Origin of the sequence: Martinezella multihospitum (genome assembly GCF_900094585.1) — a bacterium.
Lineage (GTDB): Bacteria > Pseudomonadota > Alphaproteobacteria > Rhizobiales > Rhizobiaceae > Rhizobium > Rhizobium multihospitium.
This window is the reverse complement of the sequence record NZ_FMAG01000004.1, coordinates 804,272-825,059: the sequence shown is the minus strand read 5'-3', so window position 1 is coordinate 825,059 and position 20,788 is coordinate 804,272. Positions and strand designations below refer to the sequence as shown.

Here is a 20,788-nt window from a genome sequence, read left to right as displayed (position 1 = left end):
GCTCGAGGGCGGCGAATGGTCGCTTGCCCCGTCATGGAGAACAGGGAGGATCACATGAGGACGATTGGAGCTCTCGCCATCTTGCTGGCAAGCACGTCTTTGACACTTGCCGGACCCCCGTCGCCGCCAGCCGAAAATGAATCGTTTATCGGCCAGGTGGGTGCGTTCAACGGTGCTTTCGTCAGTCAGAACACTGGTAATAATGATGCTCTGACATTCCAGAATGGTGTTGGTAACTTCGCCGTCACCAATCAGGACAAGGCAAAATCCAACACGTCGGCCATCCTGCAATTCGGTGACGGCAACGTCGCCTTCGCCGACCAGAAAGGCAAGACCAACGACCAAAGCACGATCCAGGCTGGCGTCATGAATTTCGCCTCGACCCTGCAGCGGGACGGCGCCGATAACAATTCGACGATCGCCCAGTTCGGTTTCGGCAACTCCGCCTTCGCTGATCAGTCCAAGGGAGATAACTCCCAAGACACGTTGCAAGTCGGCGGCCTGAACTTCGCCTCGACGACCCAGACCGACGGCAAGCATGGCGGAAACGACTCCGATACCATGCAGTTCGGCTGGGGTAACGGGGCCATCGTCGGCCAGGACGGCGGCGGCAACGACCAGACGACCCTGCAGGTCGGCGCCGGCAACTTTGCCGTCACCTCTCAGTTCGGTGTCATCGGCTTCAACGGCAATTCCTCGACGACGACCCAGTTCGGTTGGGGCAACATATCCTTCGCCGATCAGGCGGGAGGCAACAACTCGCAGGACACGTTCCAGGCGGGCGGGCATAACTTCGCCCTGACTGGTCAATCATCGTTCTTCGGCACGAACAAGGCGACCACGGCGCAGTTCGGTGTGGGCAACACCGCTTTGACATCCCAGATCGCCAATCCGCTCGGCTCCAACAATTCGATGATCGTGCAGGCCGGCTATCGCAACACTGCGATCGCTTCGCAATCGGGGCTGCAGACCGTGTTCCCCGTCAGTGGCTCGAACCTTCAGGGAACCATCCAGATCGGTTCGGGAAACTATGCCGTTACTTCTCAGACCAGCTCGAGTGGGCTGACGAACACGTCGGTTACGGCGCAGTTCGGCTATCGCAACACGGCCGTTACGGTCCAGCACTGAGTGAGCCGATGGAGGAGGCGAAAGCAAATGTCCGCCTCCTCCTTTAACCGGATTGAGCCAGTCATCTATGTTGGTACCAATCGCAGGCGATCAGCGTTTTCTTTATTTCTGCATTCCTTTTTCTTTTCGATGCTGCTGCTTCCGCGCATCGCTCCCGCCTCGCAGACCGGGATCGAGTGCCTGGTAACGGCAGATAAAAGGGAACCATTTCTTGTTGTACGGGCGATCGCAAGGTCAGATGTACCAGTATCCGGGACATACAAGCTGGTTCTCATCAAGCACAATATAGAAGGTACGAGTCACAGCATTCAGCAAGGCAGTTTTGACTTGCAGCCAGGTTCGGACAATCTCCTCGCCACGACGATGATCGATGCCGGCGACGATGCCGAACTGATTGCAAAACTGTTGATCGAAACCGATCGAGGTACGTCACAATGCGAATTACCGGAATGAAATGTCTGAAGAGTTCAAAGATCTTATCAAGTGCGATCATCGCATTGAGCACTTCATTCTATGTGATGACAGCAGAATGCAGAGCCGAAACGGCCTATGTCGCTCAAATTCCGGTTAATGTGACCACACCGGTAACATTCAACGATGTTACCACTCAGCCACTACCGGAGAGGCACCATCCATCGGCAAACTACGCCGGGACAGGCGCTATAAATGTGCCGGAAGCGAATATTGGGTCACGCGGCAATAATGTAGCGCAGACATTGCAGATTGGTATGCGTAATAGTGTGCATCAGCTCCAAGGCGGGTCAGGTAATATATCAACTGCAGGAATCATAGGAAACTACGGAAATATAAACGTACTGCAAGCCGGAAGTAACCTTAGATCGAATGTCGTATTGCTGAATGGGGCGGGCCTGAATGTCAGTGTTCTTCAGCCTGCAGGTTCCGCACCGGTCAATGTTCTGATCGCACGCTTGCCGGGCGGCGGATTGCTTATCAAGCGCTAAGTGGGCGCGGCCATGTTTTTGGGCAACGGAGAAGATGCCAATGATGATACGTAGGGCGATATCTGCAATTGGTCTGATTGCAGCAATGACAATGTCGGCCTCCGCCGGGCAGTTGGTCTATCAGCCGACCAATCCGACCTTTGGGGGCAATCCGCTGAATGGCACGTTCTTGCTGTCGACGGCGCAAACGCAGGGCGATGGCGTCAAATCCGGCCAGCAGCAGACGCCGGATCTATCCGGTCTCAACAATGCGTTGGGCAACCTTGGAAATGTCAATCAAGGCACGGGTTCAACTGGAACATCTCCGGTCATCGTGATCCAGAGCGGCCAGGTGCCGGCTAATCCTTGAGCCAAATTGATTGCGTCATCGTTCGGTGTTGTTGGGAGCGATTTATTCGAGCGGCCATGTCACATGTTGGTTTTCCTGTCGCAGCCATTCTATGCGGGTTGAGTCTTGGTGGCTGCGCCGCCGCGGGCAGCAGCCTCGACCCGATGAGTACTCCAGCAACGCTTATGCCTGCCACGAAGTCGGGTGTGGCATTGGAGAGTCTTCCGCCGCCCATACAAAAGCTTGATGTGGCAGTCTATTCGTTTCCTGACCTGACGGGGCAGAACAAACCCAATGAAAACTTCGCCGAATATTCCCGCGCTCTGACGCAGGGTGGCGCGCAGCTGTTGACTGATGTGCTGACCAAAGCAGGTAACGGCAACTGGTTCAATGTCGTCGAGCGCACGGACCTGCAATCGCTACTGCAGGAACGGCAGATCATCCAGAACACGCGATCGGCGGTTTACGGCGCGAAGGCCGGCGGTATCCCGCCGCTCCGGTTTGCCGGCGTGCTGCTCGATGGCGGTATCATCGGCTATGATTCCAATGAAACGACGGGCGGCATCGGTGCCAACTATCTCGGGATCGGCGGAAACACGCAGTATCGCAAGGACATCGTAACCGTATCCTTGCGGGCCGTCAGCGTCAGTACGGGGCGGGTGCTGGCTTCGGTCAGCACGACCAAGACGATCTATTCCGTGCAATTGCAGGGATCGGCGTTCCGTTTCGTCGGTGTCGACCAGCTGCTCCAGATCGAGGGCGGCATTACACGAAATGCACCCACGACCCTGGGCGTCCAGGAAGGCATTCAGCTCGCAGTCTATTCGCTGATCTTCGAAGGCGTAAGGAACGGGCTGTGGCAATTCAGGGATGCGGCCGCCGGTGCAGCCTTCATGCGATATCTGGACGAGCATCAAAGAGCCATGACGTATAAGCTCGATGCCAACGGTCGGCCGATCGGCCCGGCGGTCACGGTTCCCGCCGCCAGCGCAGCGCAACCGGCCGTGGAGGCTGCGTCCCAGCCCATTCTGGTCAAGGACAAGCCAAAGAGCTCATGATCATTGTCGGCGCCAAATCATTTTTTCCGGCAGATTTCAGATTGTGCGTTGTCAGGTCCGCAGGTCGCCGCTCCGTTCTGGGTGCTGGCATTCGGATTTGGTTTGGCCGGAGCCTTGGCGGCAGGTCCTTTCTCCAGGTTGCCGTTTCTCCTCAGCGGAATACGTCTTTTCACCTGGGGAATTTGGGTCTCTGAAAATCCGGAACGCCGGATGATGGGTTGGCTGCTTGCTAGAACATCAGCTGAGCCAAGCGTGCCGGCAAGAAGCAAGATAGTTGTAACAGCAATGACTTTATTGGGATGCATCATGTCGATACTGCTCCTGAATCGCAATCTCGAGCCGATATCGAATTATCGGTTCCGAACATGCCGCTCTCGAAGTTTCAACTGGCCGAAGGCCTCTCAGTTCCATGTTTGCTGCCGCTCTTATCGGCGGTCTTGCCCTAGTCGCGCGCGAAGTGGTCGCCTGGCGCTCTCATCATTGCCCGTCGTCGAAATACGGTCAGCGTGATACTGTGCCTGACCCAACCGTCGGCAAATGGCCATCGGTCGGTGCGGGTGCGGCTCGCTCGGTAACGCCATTGCCCACATTTGGAAAAATGCTGCTTGCCAATCGGACGTTGGCCTGTGTCCGTGATGCCTGCCTCGGCTTGTGCGGCATCACCCGGCGATTAGCCGGAGGCTGAGCCGCGGGCATGACGGATGTCTCCGGCAGCTGTTCGACGAAGGCGGGATTTGCTTCCAAGGAGGGAGCCTGTTGCAGATAGCTTTCGTCGCATACAGCGCCATCGGCCAGCGCGAGTATGACGATCAGGGCGTAACCGATAGCGAGCTTTGGCATCATCTGAATCGATTTCCTTGCGTGCTAATAAATATTAAACGTCTATATTTCCCTATATAAAATAAATGAATTGAAAAATCATCGGAATTTTATCTGTTTTAAAGGCAATTTAAATTTCTTCTATATTCGACATTATTGCAATTTTATTGTAAAATTGCAAATAAAATCGGGAGGAAGGCATGAGTTTATATTTGAAGGCATCCGTATGTTGTGTGGTTTTCTTGCTTTGGGGAGCGGGTGTTTCCTCCACGCTAGGAGCCGACAATAGTCCAGGGGCGCCACAATCGGGGACTCAAAATGTGACACCGGATGCCGGCAAGAGCGATCCATCCAATGCCGTGGCTCCGGCTCCGGCTACATCCGCGCCGGCCGGTTCGCAGATTACCGAACAGAAGTTCGATGCGTGGACATTGCAATGTTCGGCCGACAAAACGATGAAGCCGCGCTGCCAGATCGTCTACCGATTGACGTCACCGGATCAAAAGCAGGTATTCATGGTCATCAGCATGGCGCGCTCCGCGGACAAAAAGATTGGCATGCAAATGGCTCTTCCGCTCGGTTTTGCTATTCAGGGTGGTGTGAAGATTGGCTTCGGCAGCAAATATTCGACGATCGCGAAGGTATCGCGCTGCACCACGCAAGGATGCCTGGTGGAGGGGTTGTGCCCACCCGAGATGCTTGCCGCCCTGATGAAGGAAAAGTCGGGAAAAGTCTCGATCCGGATGATGCAGGGAAACATGGCGGAGCTTCCGATCTCTCTGAGCGGGTTCGGCGCCGCCTTCCAGGCAATGCAGGCCGATAGCGGATGATGATTGAGGCGCTTTCGTCCGGTCGCACGTCGTCTGTTTACGGCTACAACGGAAAGCTTCGGATATCGCTGCCAGCGAGTGCTTGGCGATTTCCGGAAATTCAGGATCTTCCCGACTTCCTAGAATTGGCCGGCTTCATGTCCTCGCGTGTTTCCGGCAAGGCGGCGAAGGAGGCCGCTCGCACGATCTCCTTCGCCGCTTTCGTCATCAGTCGAAGCTACGTTCCATTCATTGCTTGCAGGTCGGCAACATCGATGCCGTGCGTGTCGAACCACCACTCCGGCGGCATGTCGGGATATTTTTCGCGAAGGCGCAGATATTTTGAGCGCAATCGTTCCTGACGCACGACTTCCTGTTCGAAATAGGGATGGTCCAGTGCTCCGCCCATCACATGGATGCGGCGAAGGAGCTTTCGCAAGACGTATCCCTGCTCCTTGTTTCCCGGTTTGTAGCCGCTCTCCACGATCGTCGTGACGGTGTCGCGCAGTGTGCTCAGTGCATCGGTAGGCAGGGTGCCGTTCACGATCATATCCAGGCGTTCGGCGCCGAAACCGACGTCGATACAGGTCCCGAGCGGATTGACGATGTTCCCGATCTCTATGCCGTCCTTGTAGAATTCGGTGCAGTATCCGCTGATGCTGCCGTCGCTCCAGGTGCATTCGTCATCCGGGATGATGGGAATGCGGCCGCGATAGAATGGTGTCCATTCTTCGAGGCGATCCGGATGGATCGTGACATGATCGGGCACGAGGCCAAGGGTTGCGAGAAACTCGAGCCAGAAATCGATGGCGTCGCCGACAGCCATCTCCCTGAACGAGAAAAGCCCGAGCATCGTGAAGTGAAGGAAATGCGTTCCGTCCCCGATCTCGTCGAGATCGCCCATTCTCAGGCAGACCTGAGCGTTGGCAACGGTACCAATGTCGGAAGGATCGGAGAAAAGGGGTTTGTACTGCTGCATTCCAGCGCTGCAGAAGAGCGTGGTATTATCGTGCGGCCTTACGGAGGCCATGCGTGTGAATTTGATGCCTTTGGAAAGGCAAAAGTCTTGGTATTGCTGGATCAGGCGTCCCGCGATGACATAGGCAACCTCCTTTGCTGTTCGTATGCCTTCCCAAAACATAGCGACACGATGCGGGATCTGCAATGCACAGATCCGAGTTTCACCTTGCCAGGCAGAAAAGGGCACGCTGCCTCAAATCGTGGATCGTCTTCACCTTTGCTACATGCCTGTCTTGTTTTTACTGTAGATCAGGCTTTGGTGTGCTGATGGCTATTTTGGATGGGAGCGGCGAGATTGCTTCATCGATCGGTTTGGTGTACGGCCTTGGCCAATAATGATCGCAAGCGATCGCCGCGCGACGGTCGTTGCTCTCAGAGAATGCAAGCCTCTCATCAATGCTGATTGTCCATCAATTGCGCTCCGTCGTCGAGCACACACTGAAATATCATGGTTAAACAGACAAAACCCTTCATCATCGAAATCAAAACCTCCCGTCGAACAAAAGCAAAACCAGTCGAATCGGCAAGATCGATCTGGGGGGAGCTTGCGGCCGATCTCAAGCAGACCCTGGCAATGGAGCAGGAAACGCAAGCAAGTCCGTCTGCGCAAGCGGATTGTGCTGAGCGGCCGGCGCCTGATTCCGCAGCGCTGATCGATCATGATGAAGCAACGGCTCCGCAGCCCGGGTTCCAGTTCCTCGAAAAATGGATTGCAAAGAAGGCTGAGAAGCCAAAGGCCGGCTCGCAGGGCGTGGTTGAGACGTTCCTCGCGCGGCTTGACCAGCAAAAGATCCTGCTTGCGGAGTTCCAGTCGGATCCTGACGGTTTCAAGCGCTGGCGCTCGGCATGGTTTCGCAAGGTTGCCGGTGGTTTCGGCGTGAGTGTCAGCCATGACCTGATCGATGCTGGCGGCGGTCTGCGATATGTCGTCGTCGATACGCTCGATGGCATCTCTCAGTTTCTCGAGGATCTCCGTCACCACGCTCAAACCGACCTGGATTTTCAGCGGGCTTTGGAAGCGAACCGCATGCAGCGCGCAGCACGGCTGACGGGCGGCAAAGCGGTGTGACGGCTTTTCGGGACAGCTGTATGTCTCAAGTCGAAGACCCGGAGTGCGGCGCGATCTAGCAGATCGGCTTCAGCCCTTTAATGGCCAATCTTCGGTATCCTTGCCGTAAAGCCGCCACGCGTTTTCGCGCGGCTGGCTTGCGGCTTTCGAGAGCCGTCGGGCCATCTACCGGTCGCGCCTCAGTATTTCATCTTTCTTCCGGTGGGCGCCCTCCATGCGGCGCTCCCACAGGATGAGCAGGAAGCTTGAGGCGATGATGAGGAGAGCGCCGGCAAAGACATTCGTCGCCGGAATCTCGGCCCATATCACATAGCCGTACACGAAAGCCCAAACGAGGCCGCTATATTCGATGGGCGCCAGCGTCGAAGCGGGTGCGTATCGAAAGCCTTCATAGAGCAGAAACTGTCCGATCGTAGAGATAACGCCAAGGGTCAGCATCAGTACCCAGCCGCTCGCGTCAGGGGTCTTCCATGTCCATGGAAATGACAGGGCGCAGACAATGCCGAATATCAGGCTCGTGGCATACATCTGGGTGAGCGTGGTCTCGCTTCGGCTGACGAGCCGGATCAGGATCGTGCTCCAAGCCCAGCAGAAACCCGCGACGATGCACATGGCGGCGGGCAGGAGATTGGGCGAATAGCCTGGATTTGCCGCGATCGTCACGCCGATGAAGCCTCCTATGCAGGCGATCCAGCGGCCCGCATGGACCTTCTCCTTGAGAACGAAGATCGACAGAATCAGGACGATGATCGGCGCCGAGAAATACAGTGTCGTCAGTTCTGCCAGACCCAGATAGCGGGCCGCATTGTAAAACAGCAGCCAGGCAAGCAGCATCAGCCCGGCGCGCAGGGCGACCGTGCCGCGATAGGGGCTTTTGAAAATTGAAGGATGGCGCCGATAACGGACGAGTACGCCTGCGACCAGCACGATGACCAGACTGCGCATGAAGAGGATCTCCGGCACTTCGTAGCTGGCGACCAGCCACTTCACCATCGCGTCCTGAAGTGAAAAGCAGGCATATCCCGCGCAGGCGAGTGCGATCCCGGCAATGGGTCCCTTCTCACGGCTTCCGGAAATCATATGGCCTCGCAGCGTATGTCGAATCGATATGGTCGCTCCCCATTGCAGGAAGCGGTTCGCGGCGCAGTGGCGCGAGCGATCTTCTGGCTAAGCGCTTTCCCTCGAACTGACAAGAGAGCCGGAAATCATCATGCTGCTTCGATGGTGCTTTTCGTGAGCAGCCCCGATCGAGGATGGAACGAAACATCGTCTGCGATGTTCCCCAACTGGAAAATCCCGGTGGTGACACTCCTTGGGAGGACATCATGCCTGACCTCAACGATATCATGCGGGTGGATGCGGATTGGCTGGATATTGTCGTCCGTCTGGTGCTGGTTACCGTCGCCGGAGGGCTGATCGGCATCAATCGAGAGATGGGCGGGCATGCAGCCGGGTTTCGCACCACGATCCTCGTCGGGCTTGCCGCGTGCCTGTCGATGATCCAGGCCAATCTCCTGCTGTCCACATTGGGCAAGACGTCACAGTCATTTGCCTCGATGGATGTGCTACGCTTTCCACTCGGCGTCCTGACCGGCGTCGGCTTCATCGGTGGCGGCGCTATTCTCAAGCGCGGAGATCTCGTCACCGGCGTAACGACGGCTGCGACCTTGTGGATCATGACGGCCGTCGGCCTGTGCATCGGCGGCGGTCAACTCGTTGTCGGTTCGGCCGGCGCCCTCATCGCCTTTGTGGTGCTATCGCCGCTTAAGCAGTTCGACAGGTTGATTCCGCGCAGGCAGAAAGCGCGTATCGTCATAGAGCTGCCTCACGATGCCGGCGTTGGGATTACTGATATGCAAGCAGCGCTTGAACCGCTCGGATATGTCTTTTCCTTTGTCGGCAAGGCGGCGGGCTCGACCGAGGCAGTTGCGCATATTTCCTATGAGGTGCGATGGCGGCAGGCAGGACCGGATGGCGGCGGCGCGCAACTGCTGACATCCCTGCAGGAGCATCACAAGGTCGTATCCTTGGAAATGCTGACGACTGGAACTTGATACAGGCCCCAGATCGGAACATTCCGGAGCGGTAAAAGTTTGTCCCTTATCAAGGAGGGAGAAAACGATGACCGAAACCAAGCAACAGACAATGGCAAAGGATTCTCTCGATCGCGGCGATATGCGCACCCTTCAGGCGCTTGATCAGGCAGCCGGTGGTTCCGGGGATATTGCAGCTGAGGAAAAGAGGCGACATTCGTCAGAGGAAATCCGGCCTGAGCATGGTACCGATGACGCGCGCTGCGAGGATTCAGCCGAATGCGACCTGCAGCGCAAGCAAACGGCCGATGAAGTTTCCGTCAGGATTTCCAATACCAGGACGATCTCCGGATCAAGGGAGGTCGGGGATGGGAGAATGCCTGAAAACTCTCCCGCGAATACCTCTACGCCGACGCAGGAAAGGACGGATGGGGAAATTCGCAGCGACATCGAAGGCAGGCTGAAGGCCGATCGATTGCTCAACGAGGCGAGCATCTTCGTCACCGTCAGCCGTGGGCGCGTCATTATCGAAGGATCCGTCGAAAATCACGAGGCCAAACAGCGCGCCGAAGCGATCTCTCGGCAAGCCAGCGGCATAGCCGGGCATGACAGCAATCTTACCGTGCGCAAATCCTCATAGGGTCAGGACTTCGACATGCGAATGCTGCTGCTCCTCATTTTCGGTTTGATGATCGCGTCCATTCTGGCGATTCTCGTCATCAAGCCGTTCACGTCGAGCGATGGTCGAGATTCTGGGGCCGTTACGCACGGTCCCATAGAGCAACCCGAGCCAAAGCCGTAAGAAGGATCGGCATTATTTGTCTGGCTGTTGTTGGCCGTTCTGCTGTTCTTTCTGCTGATCGCCGGGCTTGATGACGGGCATGTTGCCGACCTGCGGCGCGGGCTTTTCCATTTTGCTGTCGCCAACTGGTGGTGGTTTCAGCACGCCGCCGCAGTCGGCCAGTTTCTGGCTGGGGTTGCCGTTCGGCGTCGATGCCTGTCCGCCTTCCGCATGCTTGTCGTCAGTCTGCCGGTTGGTATCTTCTGCTCTGCATCGATCATCGTTCGATTGTTGCTGTGCGAACACGAAATTCGATGACATGCCAGCCGCCACCGCCGTTATCAGCAGGAAGCGTCCGTATTTGGCCACCATGCTGCGGCTGTTCGAAAGGCGCGACCAATCAGACCTGGGTGGAGATGATGGTGTCGACGCCGATGGTTCCTTCGACGACACCGCGCTGACGATATTCCTTGCCATTGTTCACCTCGATGACGGTGTAGAGTTTTTCGTTGCGAAAGACGCTTGCCATCCTGGTCGTTTTGTCCTCTGCGGGGGCGGCATCGATATCCATGAAATCCAGCTCCCTTTCGGCCGCCACGATACGGGCATCGCCCGCGGTGCGGGCAGCAACCAGAACCTCGCCATGCGATTTTGCATCCAGCCAGTTGGGGTCGTCGTCGGCCGCGACTGGGACCAGACGGTAAAGCTTCAAAAGCTCATCCATCTTCCATCTCCTTGAACGTTGGCTCCTTGAGCGTTGGAAGGCTGCAGATCGGATGGCTAGGAAGCTCGGCTGCCGTTTCGTTGGCTATGGAGAGAAAGCGGAAAAATCTCCATATTCTTCAGCACCATCGCGTCCGCTTGGTACGATCTGTAACCTCATGAAGCTAACGCCGGGCTTTGCGCATTGTTCCGGTTTAATGCCCCTCGGATACGGGTGCTCCTCGATGGAACCATCTTTCGGCGTCCCGGTTAGGCCAATATGGAATTTGCAAACATGGAGGCTTGCAATGGCATTCGAGGAACCGAAGAAGCCGCAGGACGAGAAGAAGCAGTTGTCCGCGACCGAAGCCCGTCAGGGTGTGCGCGGCACGCATCTGTTCACCGTCCTGATCACGGCATTGGTTCTGGCGGCAATCGTTTGGGCCGGCGTTGAAGTTTGGGGTCGTTATATCGAGCCAAACAAACCGCAGAACCCGGCACCGACGATAAGTTCCTCCGGCGGGCAGCCGCAGGCAGGCACGATAGACAATACGCCGCCAGCAGGGCAATCGGCACAGCCCGTTCCAACCGATCGAACGGAGAACAATCAGCAGGGCACGAAGAGCACGCCGGCCCAACCAAATCGCGACGGAACGCAGAATTAGCAGGCAGGCTTTCGAAATTTGGGGGGATCAATGTGCATTGCGCATATCCGTTCCTCTTTGAGGAACCGGACATGGGAACGGCTCGGCGGCTTTCTGGCGGGAGCTGCCTTAGAAATTATCCGATGCGCCGATCGTCGGAGTGGGTGTCTTCTTCGGTTTCCTGAGCATCATCCGCGGATGGATATGTTGTCGCCGCCCGTCGAAATCTTGCGAGCACTTCTTCGCCGTCTGCGGAGGCTCGTGTTCTCTCCATGATCTCGCGTTCCTTGGCTGCCTGCTCCCAGTGATGCTGGCTGCGGCCCCAGGGACGGCCGGCTGCTTCCCAAATGGCGTAGGCCCGCTTGCTGATCCACTCGAACCGTTCGTCCGTCATCTTTTCCTCCTTCATAGACGCTCCCACAACTGCGGGTGAAAGCGAATGTTCCCTATGGGGAACAATAATGATTCTGATGTGTTCCATCTTAGGTTCAGAACTTCACAGCCTCATGAATCCATGACAGCAAGAGGAGGATCGAATGGCTTTGACGTTGATCAGCAAGGCCTTTGCTGAGGATGCGCCGATACCGAGCAAATATGCGCTGGATGGCGAAAATATATTCCCGCCGCTTGCCTGGGGCGGCGCTCCCGAAAAGACCCAAAGCTTCGCCTTGATCATCGAGGACCCGGATGCGCCGGGTGGAACATTCCGCCATTGCGGCATCGCCAATATTCCGGCGGAGTGGAGCGGCTTGGTTGAAAACGTGGATACGATGCAGGAGCAGGCGCTGCGCTTCTATAAGAATGATTTCGGCAATGCCCGTTATGATGGTCCGCAGCCGCCGGACGGCGATCCTCCCCATCGTTATGTTTTCCGGCTCGCTGCCCTGGATTTGCCGAGGATGACGCTCCCTGATGCCGCCGGAGCCGAGGCAATGTGGCAAAAGGTGAGGAAACATATGCTTGCAGAAGCAAGCCTTACCGGCACCTATCAGTCGTAAGCCATAATCTGCAAGCAGACATGATCGGCAGATTTTGCCGCCGAGGTGTTCGTGGTTCTGATGGTGCGCTTTGCCGGTATTGATCGTCAGGTAAAGCTGTCACCCACTGGCAAGCCAGCGAAATGCGTGTCGAAGAAATGCCTGACCATTCGCGGTGATCGGGGTCCCGTGCGCCATCAGAACATTTTTCGTGGGCCAGGCGAGGATATGGTCGAGCGCTGTGCGGGCGGCCCGGCGATCGGTGAAAGCGATGCGAAATTTGCGGGGTACGGATGGTTCCGGCGCCACCATGAGATCGAGTCGGGCGACGAGACCTCGCCACCCCCTGAACCACCGCTGCGGAAACTGCTGGAGGAGATCGGCAAAGATCGCCGTTTCGCTGCGATGGTGAAAGAAGACGGCTTCCGTCGTTATACGGTTTCCTTCGACGATGGCGATATCGATCTCTCCCGCCCAGGCGGAAATCGGCGTGTCACAGCGAAGGTCGTCATCAAAAACGATATCCCTGCGCTTTTCCCGCAGACCCGGAGGTGCATAGATTTTCGCCTCGGGAAAGGCCTCCCGCCATTCGGAAAGCCATGTGTGATGCAGCGAATTCGGCGGCACGAGGTGGCGCACCGCGCCTAGCGCTTCGATCGCGAAGCGAAGGTCGCTCGAGAGTTTCACCGGCGACCAGAGAACCAGATCGCGGTTGCGCAGTCGGATGACGGCCATGCGCGTCGGATAGTGAAATCCCGCCGCGGCCGTCACGATCGGGCCATCAGCAGTCCAGATATCGGGGCCGAATTCCTTCAACATGGCACCATCCGATTTCATTTACATGTGTGTAAAATTACACTATTGTATAAAAATGGCAATCTTGAAGCGCACGGAACGATCGCGAAAACTCATCCTCGATGCTGCGGATGCGGCTTTCAGGGAGCTTGGATTTGCTGCGACCTCCATCGAGGAGATAGCCAGCCGCGCCGGTTTGACGCGCAAGACGGTCTACAATCTTTTTCGCTCAAAGGAGGAGATCGCGCTCTGCCTGATCGCAATGGTCGAAGCGCGGGATGCCGGTTATCGCGTGAGAATGGCAGCCAACGAGAATGTCTTGTCCCTGCTCGAACTGGTACTTCTCGACAGCGCAGGCTGGTGCCTCGCCAATCCCTCGCTTGCAAGACTTGCCCTCAGTCCCGCCGATCGGCCATCACTCGAACCGCCGCCTGGTCGGGCTTCGTTTCAGGGCCTTGTGCGAGACATTCTGGTTCTTGGCCAGCGGCAAGGGATCATTCGCAGGGATGAGGATCCCAATTTCATGACCCTCGTCCTGCTCGGCGTCTTTGGGCAATCCATGCTGACGGCGCTGTCGACGGGATACTTCAGCGGGCAGGAGATCCGGCGCATTGTCCGCATCCTTGTCGAGGGTATCGGTTCTGCCGCGCAGCCCCCGCGTTGACGGCCCTCAAAAGGCCCAGTTTCCGCGTGGTGTCAGATTTCCATCACGTCCACGAACGCTTCAGGGAAGCTTTCGCGCGCCAGTTTTTCGTTGATCACAAGCATGGCTTCGTAAGAAAGCGGGTCGAAGTCCTTGTCTGCTGGCAGGACCTCGCGCTCAAAGAGGAGGTTCAGCCGAGCGGCGTCGAGATTGCCGCGCTCGAAGGGTTCAGTTCCGAAATGATGCCAAAGCGCGTGCAGGAATGCGGCATCGATCCGATGTTCCTGCGATCCTGGTCGCGCGCGGCGCGGCAGTTTCTTGATCGGTGTCACGCCCTTGGGATTTGCACGGCGAATGGTGAATTGCACGCCTGTACCCGGCATGCCGGAAGGAAAGCCGCGGTGTTTCGTCATGTCGGGAAGCTTGCCCATGGCTGCTGCTCCTCTCTCTTGATTAAGCAATCGGGTGGCGCCTTTTCCGATGTCAGGCAAGCCGATGCGATGGAGAAGGCCGTGGAGACGCACTCTGTCGTGATTTCCTTCTTCCAGTCAATTGTAAGCCTCCGTTTTCGCGTCCCGACGAAAGGATGTCAGGCGGGTTGATAGCAGAAGGTCATTGTCTTTCCGCGCTTGTGCCGTCGAAGACGGCGTGACGTGCGGAGCGGGGAGGCTGCCGGCTCCGAGAACAAAACTATCGCTCGAGCGTCAGCGGAGCGATCCGTGGAGGCGAGCCATGCACGGAAAAGTTCAATTCCACGTCCAGCAAGTGATACATGAGTGCGGCGAGTGCGACAAAAAAGACGGTGCCCAGAATGAGGCGAAGGAATATCGGCCAAAGATAAGCGGTGATGATCGGCGTCAGGCGTGCCAATAGCGCAAGCCAATCGACAAGCGTGGGCGTCCTGTGTTTATACATGATGTTCCCCCTGCGGAACCTTGGCACTGTCGTTTGGCGCTATGTCCGTCTCCGCTTGGAGCCCTATGCCTGCTAAAGGCCCTTTCGCGGTGGGCGGCTGCCTCATCGGAAGACAACATGAATATGGTGCAGGTTTCGTGGAGATGGGATGCAGGCTTGGTGGAGGCCGCCGCCGTTCGATCCACTATGTTGCCGGTTATCCGACCGTGTAGGGACAGTGTTCGGAGGCGCGCCGTTTCGTCCAGTGCGCAGCCCCGATGCACTACAACGGAAAGTGGTATTGAGGAGCGGCGTGAAGTCGTCGAACGATGGATTCCTGACGCCCATCAGATCTGTTTTACTTTTACGTAAGCTTCATTAAACTTCCCATCTGGTTCACGTTCGCTGGGAGGTCGAATGGGCAATAATGCAGATGTCGTCATCGTCGGAGCTGGCCTGTCGGGCCTTGTTGCCGCCTGCGAGCTGATAGAGCGCGGAAAGCGGGTGATCCTTGTCGATCAGGAGCCGCGTGCTAGTCTCGGTGGCCAGGCCTTCTGGTCGCTCGGCGGTCTGTTCATGATCGATACGCCGGAACAGAGGCGCATGCGTATTCGTGACAGTCTCGATCTCGCTCGTCAGGATTGGCTGGGTGCGGCAGGCTTCGACCGTGCCGAAGACTTCTGGCCGCGTGCCTGGGCGGACGCCTATCTCGATTTTGCCGCCGGCGAGATGCGCAGCTGGCTGCATGGGCTCGGCATGCGCTGGTTTCCCGTCGTCGGCTGGGCAGAACGTGGCGGAGGCCTTGCCGACGGACATGGCAATTCCGTGCCGCGCTTCCATCTGACCTGGGGTACGGGTCCCGGCGTTCTCGATCCATTCCTAAAACGGGTTTTGGCGGCGGAGAGGGAAGGCAAGGTCGAGCTGTTGTTCCGTCGGCGGGTGACGCGGCTGATCGGCGATCACAATGGCATAACCGGTGTGGAAGGCGAGCTTCTGGCGGAGGATGCCATCTCCCGCGGTCAGCAATCGAACCGTGATGTCGTGGGGGACTTCCGCATCGAGGGTACCGTGATCGTGGCAAGTGGCGGCATCGGCGGCAATCCGGAACTGGTTCGCCGCGCCTGGCCCGTCGACCGTCTCGGTTCCCCGCCTGAACGGATGCTGAGCGGCGTACCCCATCACGTGGATGGCTTGATGATCGGTCATGCCGAGGCGGCCGGCGCGCGGCTGATCAATGGCGACCGGATGTGGCACTATACCGAAGGCATTGCCAACTGGGACCCGATCTGGCCGAACCACGGTATCCGCATCCTGCCAGGTCCGTCGTCGCTCTGGTTCGACGCCAATGGCAATCGCATGCCGGCACCTTGCCTGCCGGGCTTCGACAGTCTTGCGACGCTGCAGCACATCTGCAAGCTCGGCCATAGTTACAGCTGGTTCGTGACCACGCAAAAGATCGTCAAGAAGGAGTTTGCCCTTTCGGGCTCCGAACAGAATCCGGATCTTACGGGACGCGACATCGGGCTCCTTCTGCGCAGCCGCTTGGGGCGGTCGGCTCCGCCGCCGGTGGAGGCCTTCAAGGCGAAGGGTCGGGATTTCATCGTTGCTGAAACACTGGACGAGCTGGTCGCCGGCATGAACCGTATCGGCGATCACCCGCTCGACCTTGCCCATCTGCGGTCTCAGATCGAAGCCCGCGACCGCGAATTGGACAATCCCTTTGCCAAGGATGCCCAGATCGTCGCGTTGAGACAGGCGCGCGGATATCTCGGCGATCGCTTCATGCGTACGGCCCCGCCGCATCGCATATTGGATGCGAAAGCCGGCCCATTGATTGCGGTGCGCCTCAACATCCTTACACGCAAATCTTTGGGCGGGCTTGAAACCGATCTGAATAGCCAGGCGCTTGGGCAGAGCGGCGCGCTCATACCGGGATTGTATGCCTGCGGCGAGGCGGCAGGCTTTGGCGGCGGTGGATATCACGGCTGCAATGCGCTGGAGGGCACGTTCCTGGGGGGATGCATTTTCTCCGGCCGCAAGGCGGGGCGGGCAGCATGAGCCGGTCGAATTAAACGCTCTTTCAAGGGAGGGGTGTCCGACGACACTGCGAGGGCATGCAGTCTCGTCGGACGCTGCAATGGCCGGCCCGGGGGTGGCATCCAAGCCGGTAGAGCAAGTCATAGCATCTACCAGAGGTTTATTTAACCTACCCGAATGGACGGCTGGAAGCTCTGGCTGCAGGGAAGATCCAGCGGCTTGGGCGCACGCAGAACAATTGACGTTTCCGTATCGGCGTCATCCGAATAAATGCGACGGGATTATTCATGTCCGGTAGTCGGCTTGTGAAGTTTCGCTATAAGCCGCTTTTCGCCAGTGGCGCGAACGCAGGAGGTATAGAAGCATCCTCGCCCTTTCGAAATAGCCGGGCGGCACGGCACTGCCGGCAATCTCGTGTCCTGCAGTGAACCGCCGGTCGGGGACGGGGAGAAGCACACCAGCGAGCGACCCGTGATATTGCCCAATCATCTCGCCTGACCCGTCCATATGGGTTTTGACGACGACGGAAGTCCACCCCACAAGCGCCAAAGCGCCGATAAAGAGAAGCATGGGAAGAGAGCAGCGAGGCAACATTCGGAAATCCAGATTGTTGCCAAGCCACTAGAAGCCGAAGATTGCGTCGGCATTACACATGCACGAGCAAGTCGAGCCATGTCCGCGAGCAGGATCGCAGCGGGTTTGCTGCGATCCAGGGTTGATGCCCGTCAGATCTCAGGTGTTGTCATTTTTGCCGAACCAGAAGTCGAGCTCGCGTATGCGACGCTTGTCATAGGGTTGATCCGGCGATTTGATCTGCCAATTGTCATCATCGGCAAGACCGGTCCACTTGGGCGCGCCACCCTGTTTCTGAACGGATTGCCGCCAGCGATACTGGGCATAGATTTCCATGATCTTGCCGGCATATTGGCTGGCAAGATCGCCGTTGCCGGTGATGATCACCAGGTTCTCGTCGTTCACGCCGCTCGCCTTCGGACCCATATTGTGGGAGCCGGTCATGACGACGGGATTGGGACCATATGGATCGACGATGACCACCTTGCTGTGGACCATGGCGTGGGCCGTCGGCAGCTTCAGAACTTCCTTCTGCCAATAGGCGAAACGGCCGGGGATTGCGGCGGGCAGGACGACATCGGCATTGGCGTCGATCCGTTCGCCTCTGTTGAACAGCACGACAGGGTTCTTTGCCGTGCCGGGGTTCTGGTTGACCACGCCCTGGATGTAGAGATCGGGTTTGAACGAAGGGCTCGACGGAGACGCAAGCTCGATGATGTCGTTGAGAAGCGTACCGCGAGGACCCGGATTGAACATGGCGAACAGGATGCCCTGCTGGGCGCCGCGGATCAGCTCGCCTGCCTGTTCGAGATCGAGTCCTTCGCGCATGGGCGTGAACCAGACCGTCGTATTCTTGGCCTTGGACGTTGTTCTGGGCTCGGCATTGCTTTGATAGAGGGCGGGCGGGGAATCATTGCCGTCGGCGGCAAGCGTCTTCCACTGATCGAGGTAGAATTCCGCTACGGCCGGGTTGTCGACCAAAAGCGCATTGTTGGCCTGGGTGCAAAGGCCGGTCATCGTCCAGTTCGTGCTGCCGGTCCATACGGCCTGGGGCGACTTGTCGGCATCGCAGATGACCAGGAATTTATTGTGCGCGAGTGCCCGCGGCGCGCTCATGCGATCCTTGACATCGCAGGAAGACAGCTCGGATCGGGCGTCCTCGTTTTCGTCATCGCCCTTTTTCTTGACGCTGCCATTGCCAAGCACGATGTGAGCCCGTTTCTTGAAGCCCTGCAGCAGGGGAATAAGTTCCGGATCGTCCAGTTCGAACAGGGCGGCATAGATATGGCCGCCATTCGATCGCGCATCGTTGAGGAGCGATACCAGCTTGTCGCGGATCGGCCCCGCAAGAAATCGACGGATCGGGTCTTCCGGGTTGGCGATCGCCTTCTTGAGTTTCGTGGTGGGAGCCTCTTCCGGTAACACGCGCGCAAGCCACTGGCTGGCGACGATGCCGCGATTGAAATAGCAGCTGACATGGCCGCTGGTTTCGGCCCCGATCTGCATGGCATCGCTCCAGTCCGATACGTGATCGGCCGATTCCTGCAACGCCGTTTCGGGTCCGATCATGGCGGAGACCCGGTAGGCGACGACATCGCCCGGATTGACGGCAAAATCGGACCAGAGATATTTCTGGATCGGCCATTCCGTCGTCGGCTTGCGCGTGCCTTCTTCGACGGCCGGCCCATCGGCGAAGCCGACCCAACTGGCAACGATCTCCTCATGAAAGCCGTCGGCGTCGACATCGGAGACCGTATTCGGGCTTTGCGGGCTTCCAGCCGCGCGCTTGATCTTCCGTCGCAAGGCAAAACCACGGCACTGGTCGATAAAGTCGCTGCGCCAGGCAATAAGAGCACTATCGACACCGGGATGCACGATCAGACTTATGTTCATTGTACCTCTCCCTGGATGGTTGCTTCAGTTTCTGCATTTGCTGTCGACCATGAGATTTGCGCCGCGCTCCGAGCGGCGCAAGACTTTGAGCGAAAGGCCCGTCAGGTGAGCGGGGCGCCGGTCTGATCGTCGGTCTTGAGCGCCTGGACGCTGAAGCGCACGAACAGGGCTATGGTCTCGCCGCCGGCAAACCGGATGAACAGCCCGCCGTCGCCGTGGACGCGGTTGTCGTCGGCGAAACTGCCTGAGTTGCCTTGCATGAAGTGGATATCGTGGACGCCGCGTTCGGGGCTGAAATGAAAGGTTTCGTCGCTTCCCTGATCCTGAAAATACTCTCCGAAGGCGACGATGACGGCGCTTGTGTCGGCCTTTGCGCGCTCGATCTGTGCATCCAGCATATTGGCCAGCGACAGCTGCGCACCGTCGGCCGGAATGGCGGTCATATCATCGATCGGGAAAAGCGTGTCGCGAATATAGTCCAGACCCTCGCCATCCGGTCCGGTCTGCAAGGACTTGAAGCCTGCCGGGCCTTGGGCAAGCCCGGCAATATCGTGGCCGCTATTGTCCTTGAAGTCGGGGTCGTAGTGAGCCAGCACGTCACTGCCATCAACGGATTGGACATTGACGGCAATCCGGAAATCCTCGTCGTCTGCTTTGACCCAGATCTCATAATGCGGCGAGGAGCCTGACGGTTTCAGAGTTCCATCGGCGACCTTGCCGACCAGGACTCCGTAGGTGCGCTGGGCATTCTTGGGCTTGCGACGTTGACGTGTCATGAGAGGCCTTCTCTGGGGGCTAGAAAATGCTTGCCTGGTCGCCTGCCAGTACCTGCTGCGGCTCCTGGGAGAGACGCCAGGCCGGGTCCTGGGTCAGCACGAAGATCATATCAAAACGATCATCGGGCCAACTCGGCGCGTTTATCTGACTTTGCGTCAACGCCGTGACGATCTCATGAATTGCCTTATGCTCCCAAGCGATAAGCACGACGCCATTTTGGCCCATAATGGCCTTCGCCAGTTCGGCCTCTTCCCCACGTCCATGATCGGTATTCACAGTTAGGCCCAGGAGGTCGGCAAGCGGCTGCAGCGTCGAGCGTGTGCGGTGGCTGCGATGCTTGTCGTCCGGATGCGCCGCGTAGAGAGCTGTCGGCGGCTCGATAAGGCCTTGCACGCCGCTCTTGACGAGCGGGCTGAACCGTCGAACCAAAGCGCCGGCCCGCTGCCATCCTCTGACGGTCAGGAAATTTTCGTTCGGCGTGCCCTCTAGCCGGACGCCCTGGTCCTTGCCGCCGTCCACCGGACGTTCGGCATGGCGAATGATCATGATCTTATGTGGTGCCAAGGAAGTGCCCTCAAGAAAATTCGGATTTCGATGAAGTTTGATAGGCCTGGACGCTTTGTTGTCGATCGTCGACGCAGTTTTGGGAAGGCCAAATTTTGCAGCTTCGCTATGGGCATCACCAAGACAAATTGCCACCGCATCGGGAGCCGCAGCTTAGATCCAGAATGGAAAGGTCGGCAAAAGCCCGCACTTCGGTTTCCATCTTTGGTTGATCTTACGGCAATTTTCTTCTCGTTGTCAGCGTCCATTTTTAACATCGGCGGTTCGGCAAGTCTGAGACAG

General features: G+C 57.7%; 26 protein-coding genes. 13 read left to right on the top strand and 13 right to left on the bottom strand.

Features of this window, described 5'->3' with window-relative positions; all coding sequences use genetic code 11:
• Positions 1-54 precede the first annotated feature (54 nt).
• The 5 genes from GA0061103_RS19955 (at position 55) to GA0061103_RS19940 (ending at position 3,476) form a co-directional block, all read left to right on the top strand.
• Complete coding sequence (locus tag GA0061103_RS19955; RefSeq protein WP_092714129.1) at positions 55-1,128, top strand: hypothetical protein; 1,074 nt, start codon at positions 55-57, stop codon at positions 1,126-1,128.
• 27 nt (positions 1,129-1,155) lie between these two features.
• A complete protein-coding gene (csgH, locus tag GA0061103_RS19950) occupies positions 1,156-1,581 on the top strand; it encodes a curli-like amyloid fiber formation chaperone CsgH (RefSeq protein ID WP_092714127.1) in 426 nt (141 codons plus the stop codon).
• Positions 1,563-2,090, top strand: coding sequence for a hypothetical protein (locus GA0061103_RS34790; RefSeq protein ID WP_141694453.1), 528 nt, complete (start codon positions 1,563-1,565; stop codon positions 2,088-2,090). Before csgH ends, GA0061103_RS34790 begins: the two co-directional genes overlap by 19 nt.
• A gap of 40 nt (positions 2,091-2,130) precedes the next feature.
• Positions 2,131-2,439 (top strand): curli assembly protein CsgF, encoded by a 309-nt coding sequence (locus tag GA0061103_RS19945; RefSeq protein WP_245304812.1) that lies wholly within the window; start codon positions 2,131-2,133, stop codon positions 2,437-2,439.
• 227 nt (positions 2,440-2,666) lie between these two features.
• A complete protein-coding gene (locus tag GA0061103_RS19940; RefSeq protein WP_245304811.1) occupies positions 2,667-3,476 on the top strand; it encodes a CsgG/HfaB family protein in 810 nt (269 codons plus the stop codon).
• 17 nt (positions 3,477-3,493) lie between these two features.
• Here GA0061103_RS19940 and GA0061103_RS34785 read toward each other — a convergent pair whose 3' ends face one another.
• Both GA0061103_RS34785 and GA0061103_RS19935 read right to left on the bottom strand, forming a co-directional pair.
• Positions 3,494-3,784 (bottom strand): hypothetical protein, encoded by a 291-nt coding sequence (locus tag GA0061103_RS34785; RefSeq protein ID WP_141694452.1) that lies wholly within the window; start codon positions 3,782-3,784, stop codon positions 3,494-3,496.
• 193 nt (positions 3,785-3,977) lie between these two features.
• On the bottom strand, positions 3,978-4,319 hold the full coding sequence (locus GA0061103_RS19935) for a hypothetical protein (RefSeq protein ID WP_092714123.1): 342 nt from the start codon (positions 4,317-4,319) through the stop codon (positions 3,978-3,980).
• A gap of 176 nt (positions 4,320-4,495) precedes the next feature.
• Here GA0061103_RS19935 and GA0061103_RS19930 point away from each other — a divergent pair, with 176 nt between their 5' ends.
• On the top strand, positions 4,496-5,125 hold the full coding sequence (locus tag GA0061103_RS19930; RefSeq protein WP_092714121.1) for an invasion associated locus B family protein: 630 nt from the start codon (positions 4,496-4,498) through the stop codon (positions 5,123-5,125).
• Between the two features lie 217 nt (positions 5,126-5,342).
• Here the strand turns inward: GA0061103_RS19930 and GA0061103_RS19925 are convergent, their stop codons facing one another.
• Positions 5,343-6,245 (bottom strand): alanine--tRNA ligase-related protein, encoded by a 903-nt coding sequence (locus GA0061103_RS19925; RefSeq protein ID WP_092714119.1) that lies wholly within the window; start codon positions 6,243-6,245, stop codon positions 5,343-5,345.
• Between the two features lie 327 nt (positions 6,246-6,572).
• On the opposite strand from GA0061103_RS19925, the gene GA0061103_RS19920 reads away from it, so the two are divergent.
• Positions 6,573-7,193 (top strand): hypothetical protein, encoded by a 621-nt coding sequence (locus tag GA0061103_RS19920; protein WP_092714117.1) that lies wholly within the window; start codon positions 6,573-6,575, stop codon positions 7,191-7,193.
• Between the two features lie 165 nt (positions 7,194-7,358).
• Here the strand turns inward: GA0061103_RS19920 and GA0061103_RS19915 are convergent, their stop codons facing one another.
• Positions 7,359-8,273, bottom strand: coding sequence for a DMT family transporter (locus tag GA0061103_RS19915; RefSeq protein ID WP_092714115.1), 915 nt, complete (start codon positions 8,271-8,273; stop codon positions 7,359-7,361).
• Positions 8,274-8,518: 245 nt separating this feature from the next.
• Here GA0061103_RS19915 and GA0061103_RS19910 point away from each other — a divergent pair, with 245 nt between their 5' ends.
• Both GA0061103_RS19910 and GA0061103_RS19905 read left to right on the top strand, forming a co-directional pair.
• Positions 8,519-9,247 carry an MgtC/SapB family protein gene (locus GA0061103_RS19910; RefSeq protein WP_092714113.1) on the top strand — a complete coding sequence of 243 codons (729 nt, stop codon included), beginning with the start codon at positions 8,519-8,521 and terminating at the stop codon, positions 9,245-9,247.
• Positions 9,248-9,314: 67 nt separating this feature from the next.
• A complete protein-coding gene (locus tag GA0061103_RS19905) occupies positions 9,315-9,866 on the top strand; it encodes a BON domain-containing protein (protein ID WP_092714111.1) in 552 nt (183 codons plus the stop codon).
• Positions 9,867-10,040: 174 nt separating this feature from the next.
• Here GA0061103_RS19905 and GA0061103_RS19900 read toward each other — a convergent pair whose 3' ends face one another.
• Together GA0061103_RS19900 and GA0061103_RS19895 are read right to left on the bottom strand one after the other, a co-directional pair.
• Positions 10,041-10,379 (bottom strand): hypothetical protein, encoded by a 339-nt coding sequence (locus GA0061103_RS19900; RefSeq protein WP_245304810.1) that lies wholly within the window; start codon positions 10,377-10,379, stop codon positions 10,041-10,043.
• A gap of 28 nt (positions 10,380-10,407) precedes the next feature.
• Positions 10,408-10,731, bottom strand: a complete 324-nt coding sequence (locus tag GA0061103_RS19895) for a hypothetical protein (protein WP_092714107.1) — start codon at positions 10,729-10,731, stop codon at positions 10,408-10,410.
• Between the two features lie 286 nt (positions 10,732-11,017).
• Between GA0061103_RS19895 and GA0061103_RS19890 the strand changes: the two genes are divergently transcribed.
• Positions 11,018-11,374 (top strand): hypothetical protein, encoded by a 357-nt coding sequence (locus GA0061103_RS19890; RefSeq protein WP_092714105.1) that lies wholly within the window; start codon positions 11,018-11,020, stop codon positions 11,372-11,374.
• Between the two features lie 115 nt (positions 11,375-11,489).
• Here the strand turns inward: GA0061103_RS19890 and GA0061103_RS19885 are convergent, their stop codons facing one another.
• A complete protein-coding gene (locus GA0061103_RS19885) occupies positions 11,490-11,747 on the bottom strand; it encodes a DUF2934 domain-containing protein (protein WP_092714424.1) in 258 nt (85 codons plus the stop codon).
• A gap of 142 nt (positions 11,748-11,889) precedes the next feature.
• On the opposite strand from GA0061103_RS19885, the gene GA0061103_RS19880 reads away from it, so the two are divergent.
• Positions 11,890-12,351 (top strand): YbhB/YbcL family Raf kinase inhibitor-like protein, encoded by a 462-nt coding sequence (locus GA0061103_RS19880; RefSeq protein WP_092714103.1) that lies wholly within the window; start codon positions 11,890-11,892, stop codon positions 12,349-12,351.
• Positions 12,352-12,450: 99 nt separating this feature from the next.
• On the opposite strand, the gene GA0061103_RS19875 is transcribed toward GA0061103_RS19880, so the two are convergent.
• Positions 12,451-13,149, bottom strand: a complete 699-nt coding sequence (locus GA0061103_RS19875; protein ID WP_092714101.1) for a DUF4336 domain-containing protein — start codon at positions 13,147-13,149, stop codon at positions 12,451-12,453.
• 52 nt (positions 13,150-13,201) lie between these two features.
• Here GA0061103_RS19875 and GA0061103_RS19870 point away from each other — a divergent pair, with 52 nt between their 5' ends.
• Entirely contained in the window at positions 13,202-13,789 is a 588-nt protein-coding gene (locus GA0061103_RS19870; protein ID WP_092714099.1) for a TetR/AcrR family transcriptional regulator, read from the top strand.
• 32 nt (positions 13,790-13,821) lie between these two features.
• Here the strand turns inward: GA0061103_RS19870 and GA0061103_RS19865 are convergent, their stop codons facing one another.
• Together GA0061103_RS19865 and GA0061103_RS19860 are read right to left on the bottom strand one after the other, a co-directional pair.
• Positions 13,822-14,199, bottom strand: coding sequence for a hypothetical protein (locus GA0061103_RS19865; protein ID WP_092714097.1), 378 nt, complete (start codon positions 14,197-14,199; stop codon positions 13,822-13,824).
• A gap of 259 nt (positions 14,200-14,458) precedes the next feature.
• Entirely contained in the window at positions 14,459-14,683 is a 225-nt protein-coding gene (locus tag GA0061103_RS19860) for a hypothetical protein (RefSeq protein WP_092714095.1), read from the bottom strand.
• A 396-nt stretch (positions 14,684-15,079) separates the two neighbouring features.
• On the opposite strand from GA0061103_RS19860, the gene GA0061103_RS19855 reads away from it, so the two are divergent.
• Positions 15,080-16,720 (top strand): FAD-binding dehydrogenase, encoded by a 1,641-nt coding sequence (locus GA0061103_RS19855; RefSeq protein WP_092714093.1) that lies wholly within the window; start codon positions 15,080-15,082, stop codon positions 16,718-16,720.
• 711 nt (positions 16,721-17,431) lie between these two features.
• Here GA0061103_RS19855 and GA0061103_RS19845 read toward each other — a convergent pair.
• From GA0061103_RS19845 to GA0061103_RS19835, 3 genes are all read right to left on the bottom strand, one after another.
• A complete protein-coding gene (locus tag GA0061103_RS19845; RefSeq protein ID WP_092714089.1) occupies positions 17,432-19,165 on the bottom strand; it encodes a phospholipase D-like domain-containing protein in 1,734 nt (577 codons plus the stop codon).
• Positions 19,166-19,266: 101 nt separating this feature from the next.
• Positions 19,267-19,941 carry a DUF2278 family protein gene (locus GA0061103_RS19840; RefSeq protein WP_092714087.1) on the bottom strand — a complete coding sequence of 225 codons (675 nt, stop codon included), beginning with the start codon at positions 19,939-19,941 and terminating at the stop codon, positions 19,267-19,269.
• A 19-nt stretch (positions 19,942-19,960) separates the two neighbouring features.
• Positions 19,961-20,506 (bottom strand): hypothetical protein, encoded by a 546-nt coding sequence (locus GA0061103_RS19835; RefSeq protein WP_141694451.1) that lies wholly within the window; start codon positions 20,504-20,506, stop codon positions 19,961-19,963.
• Positions 20,507-20,788: the final 282 nt, after the last annotated feature.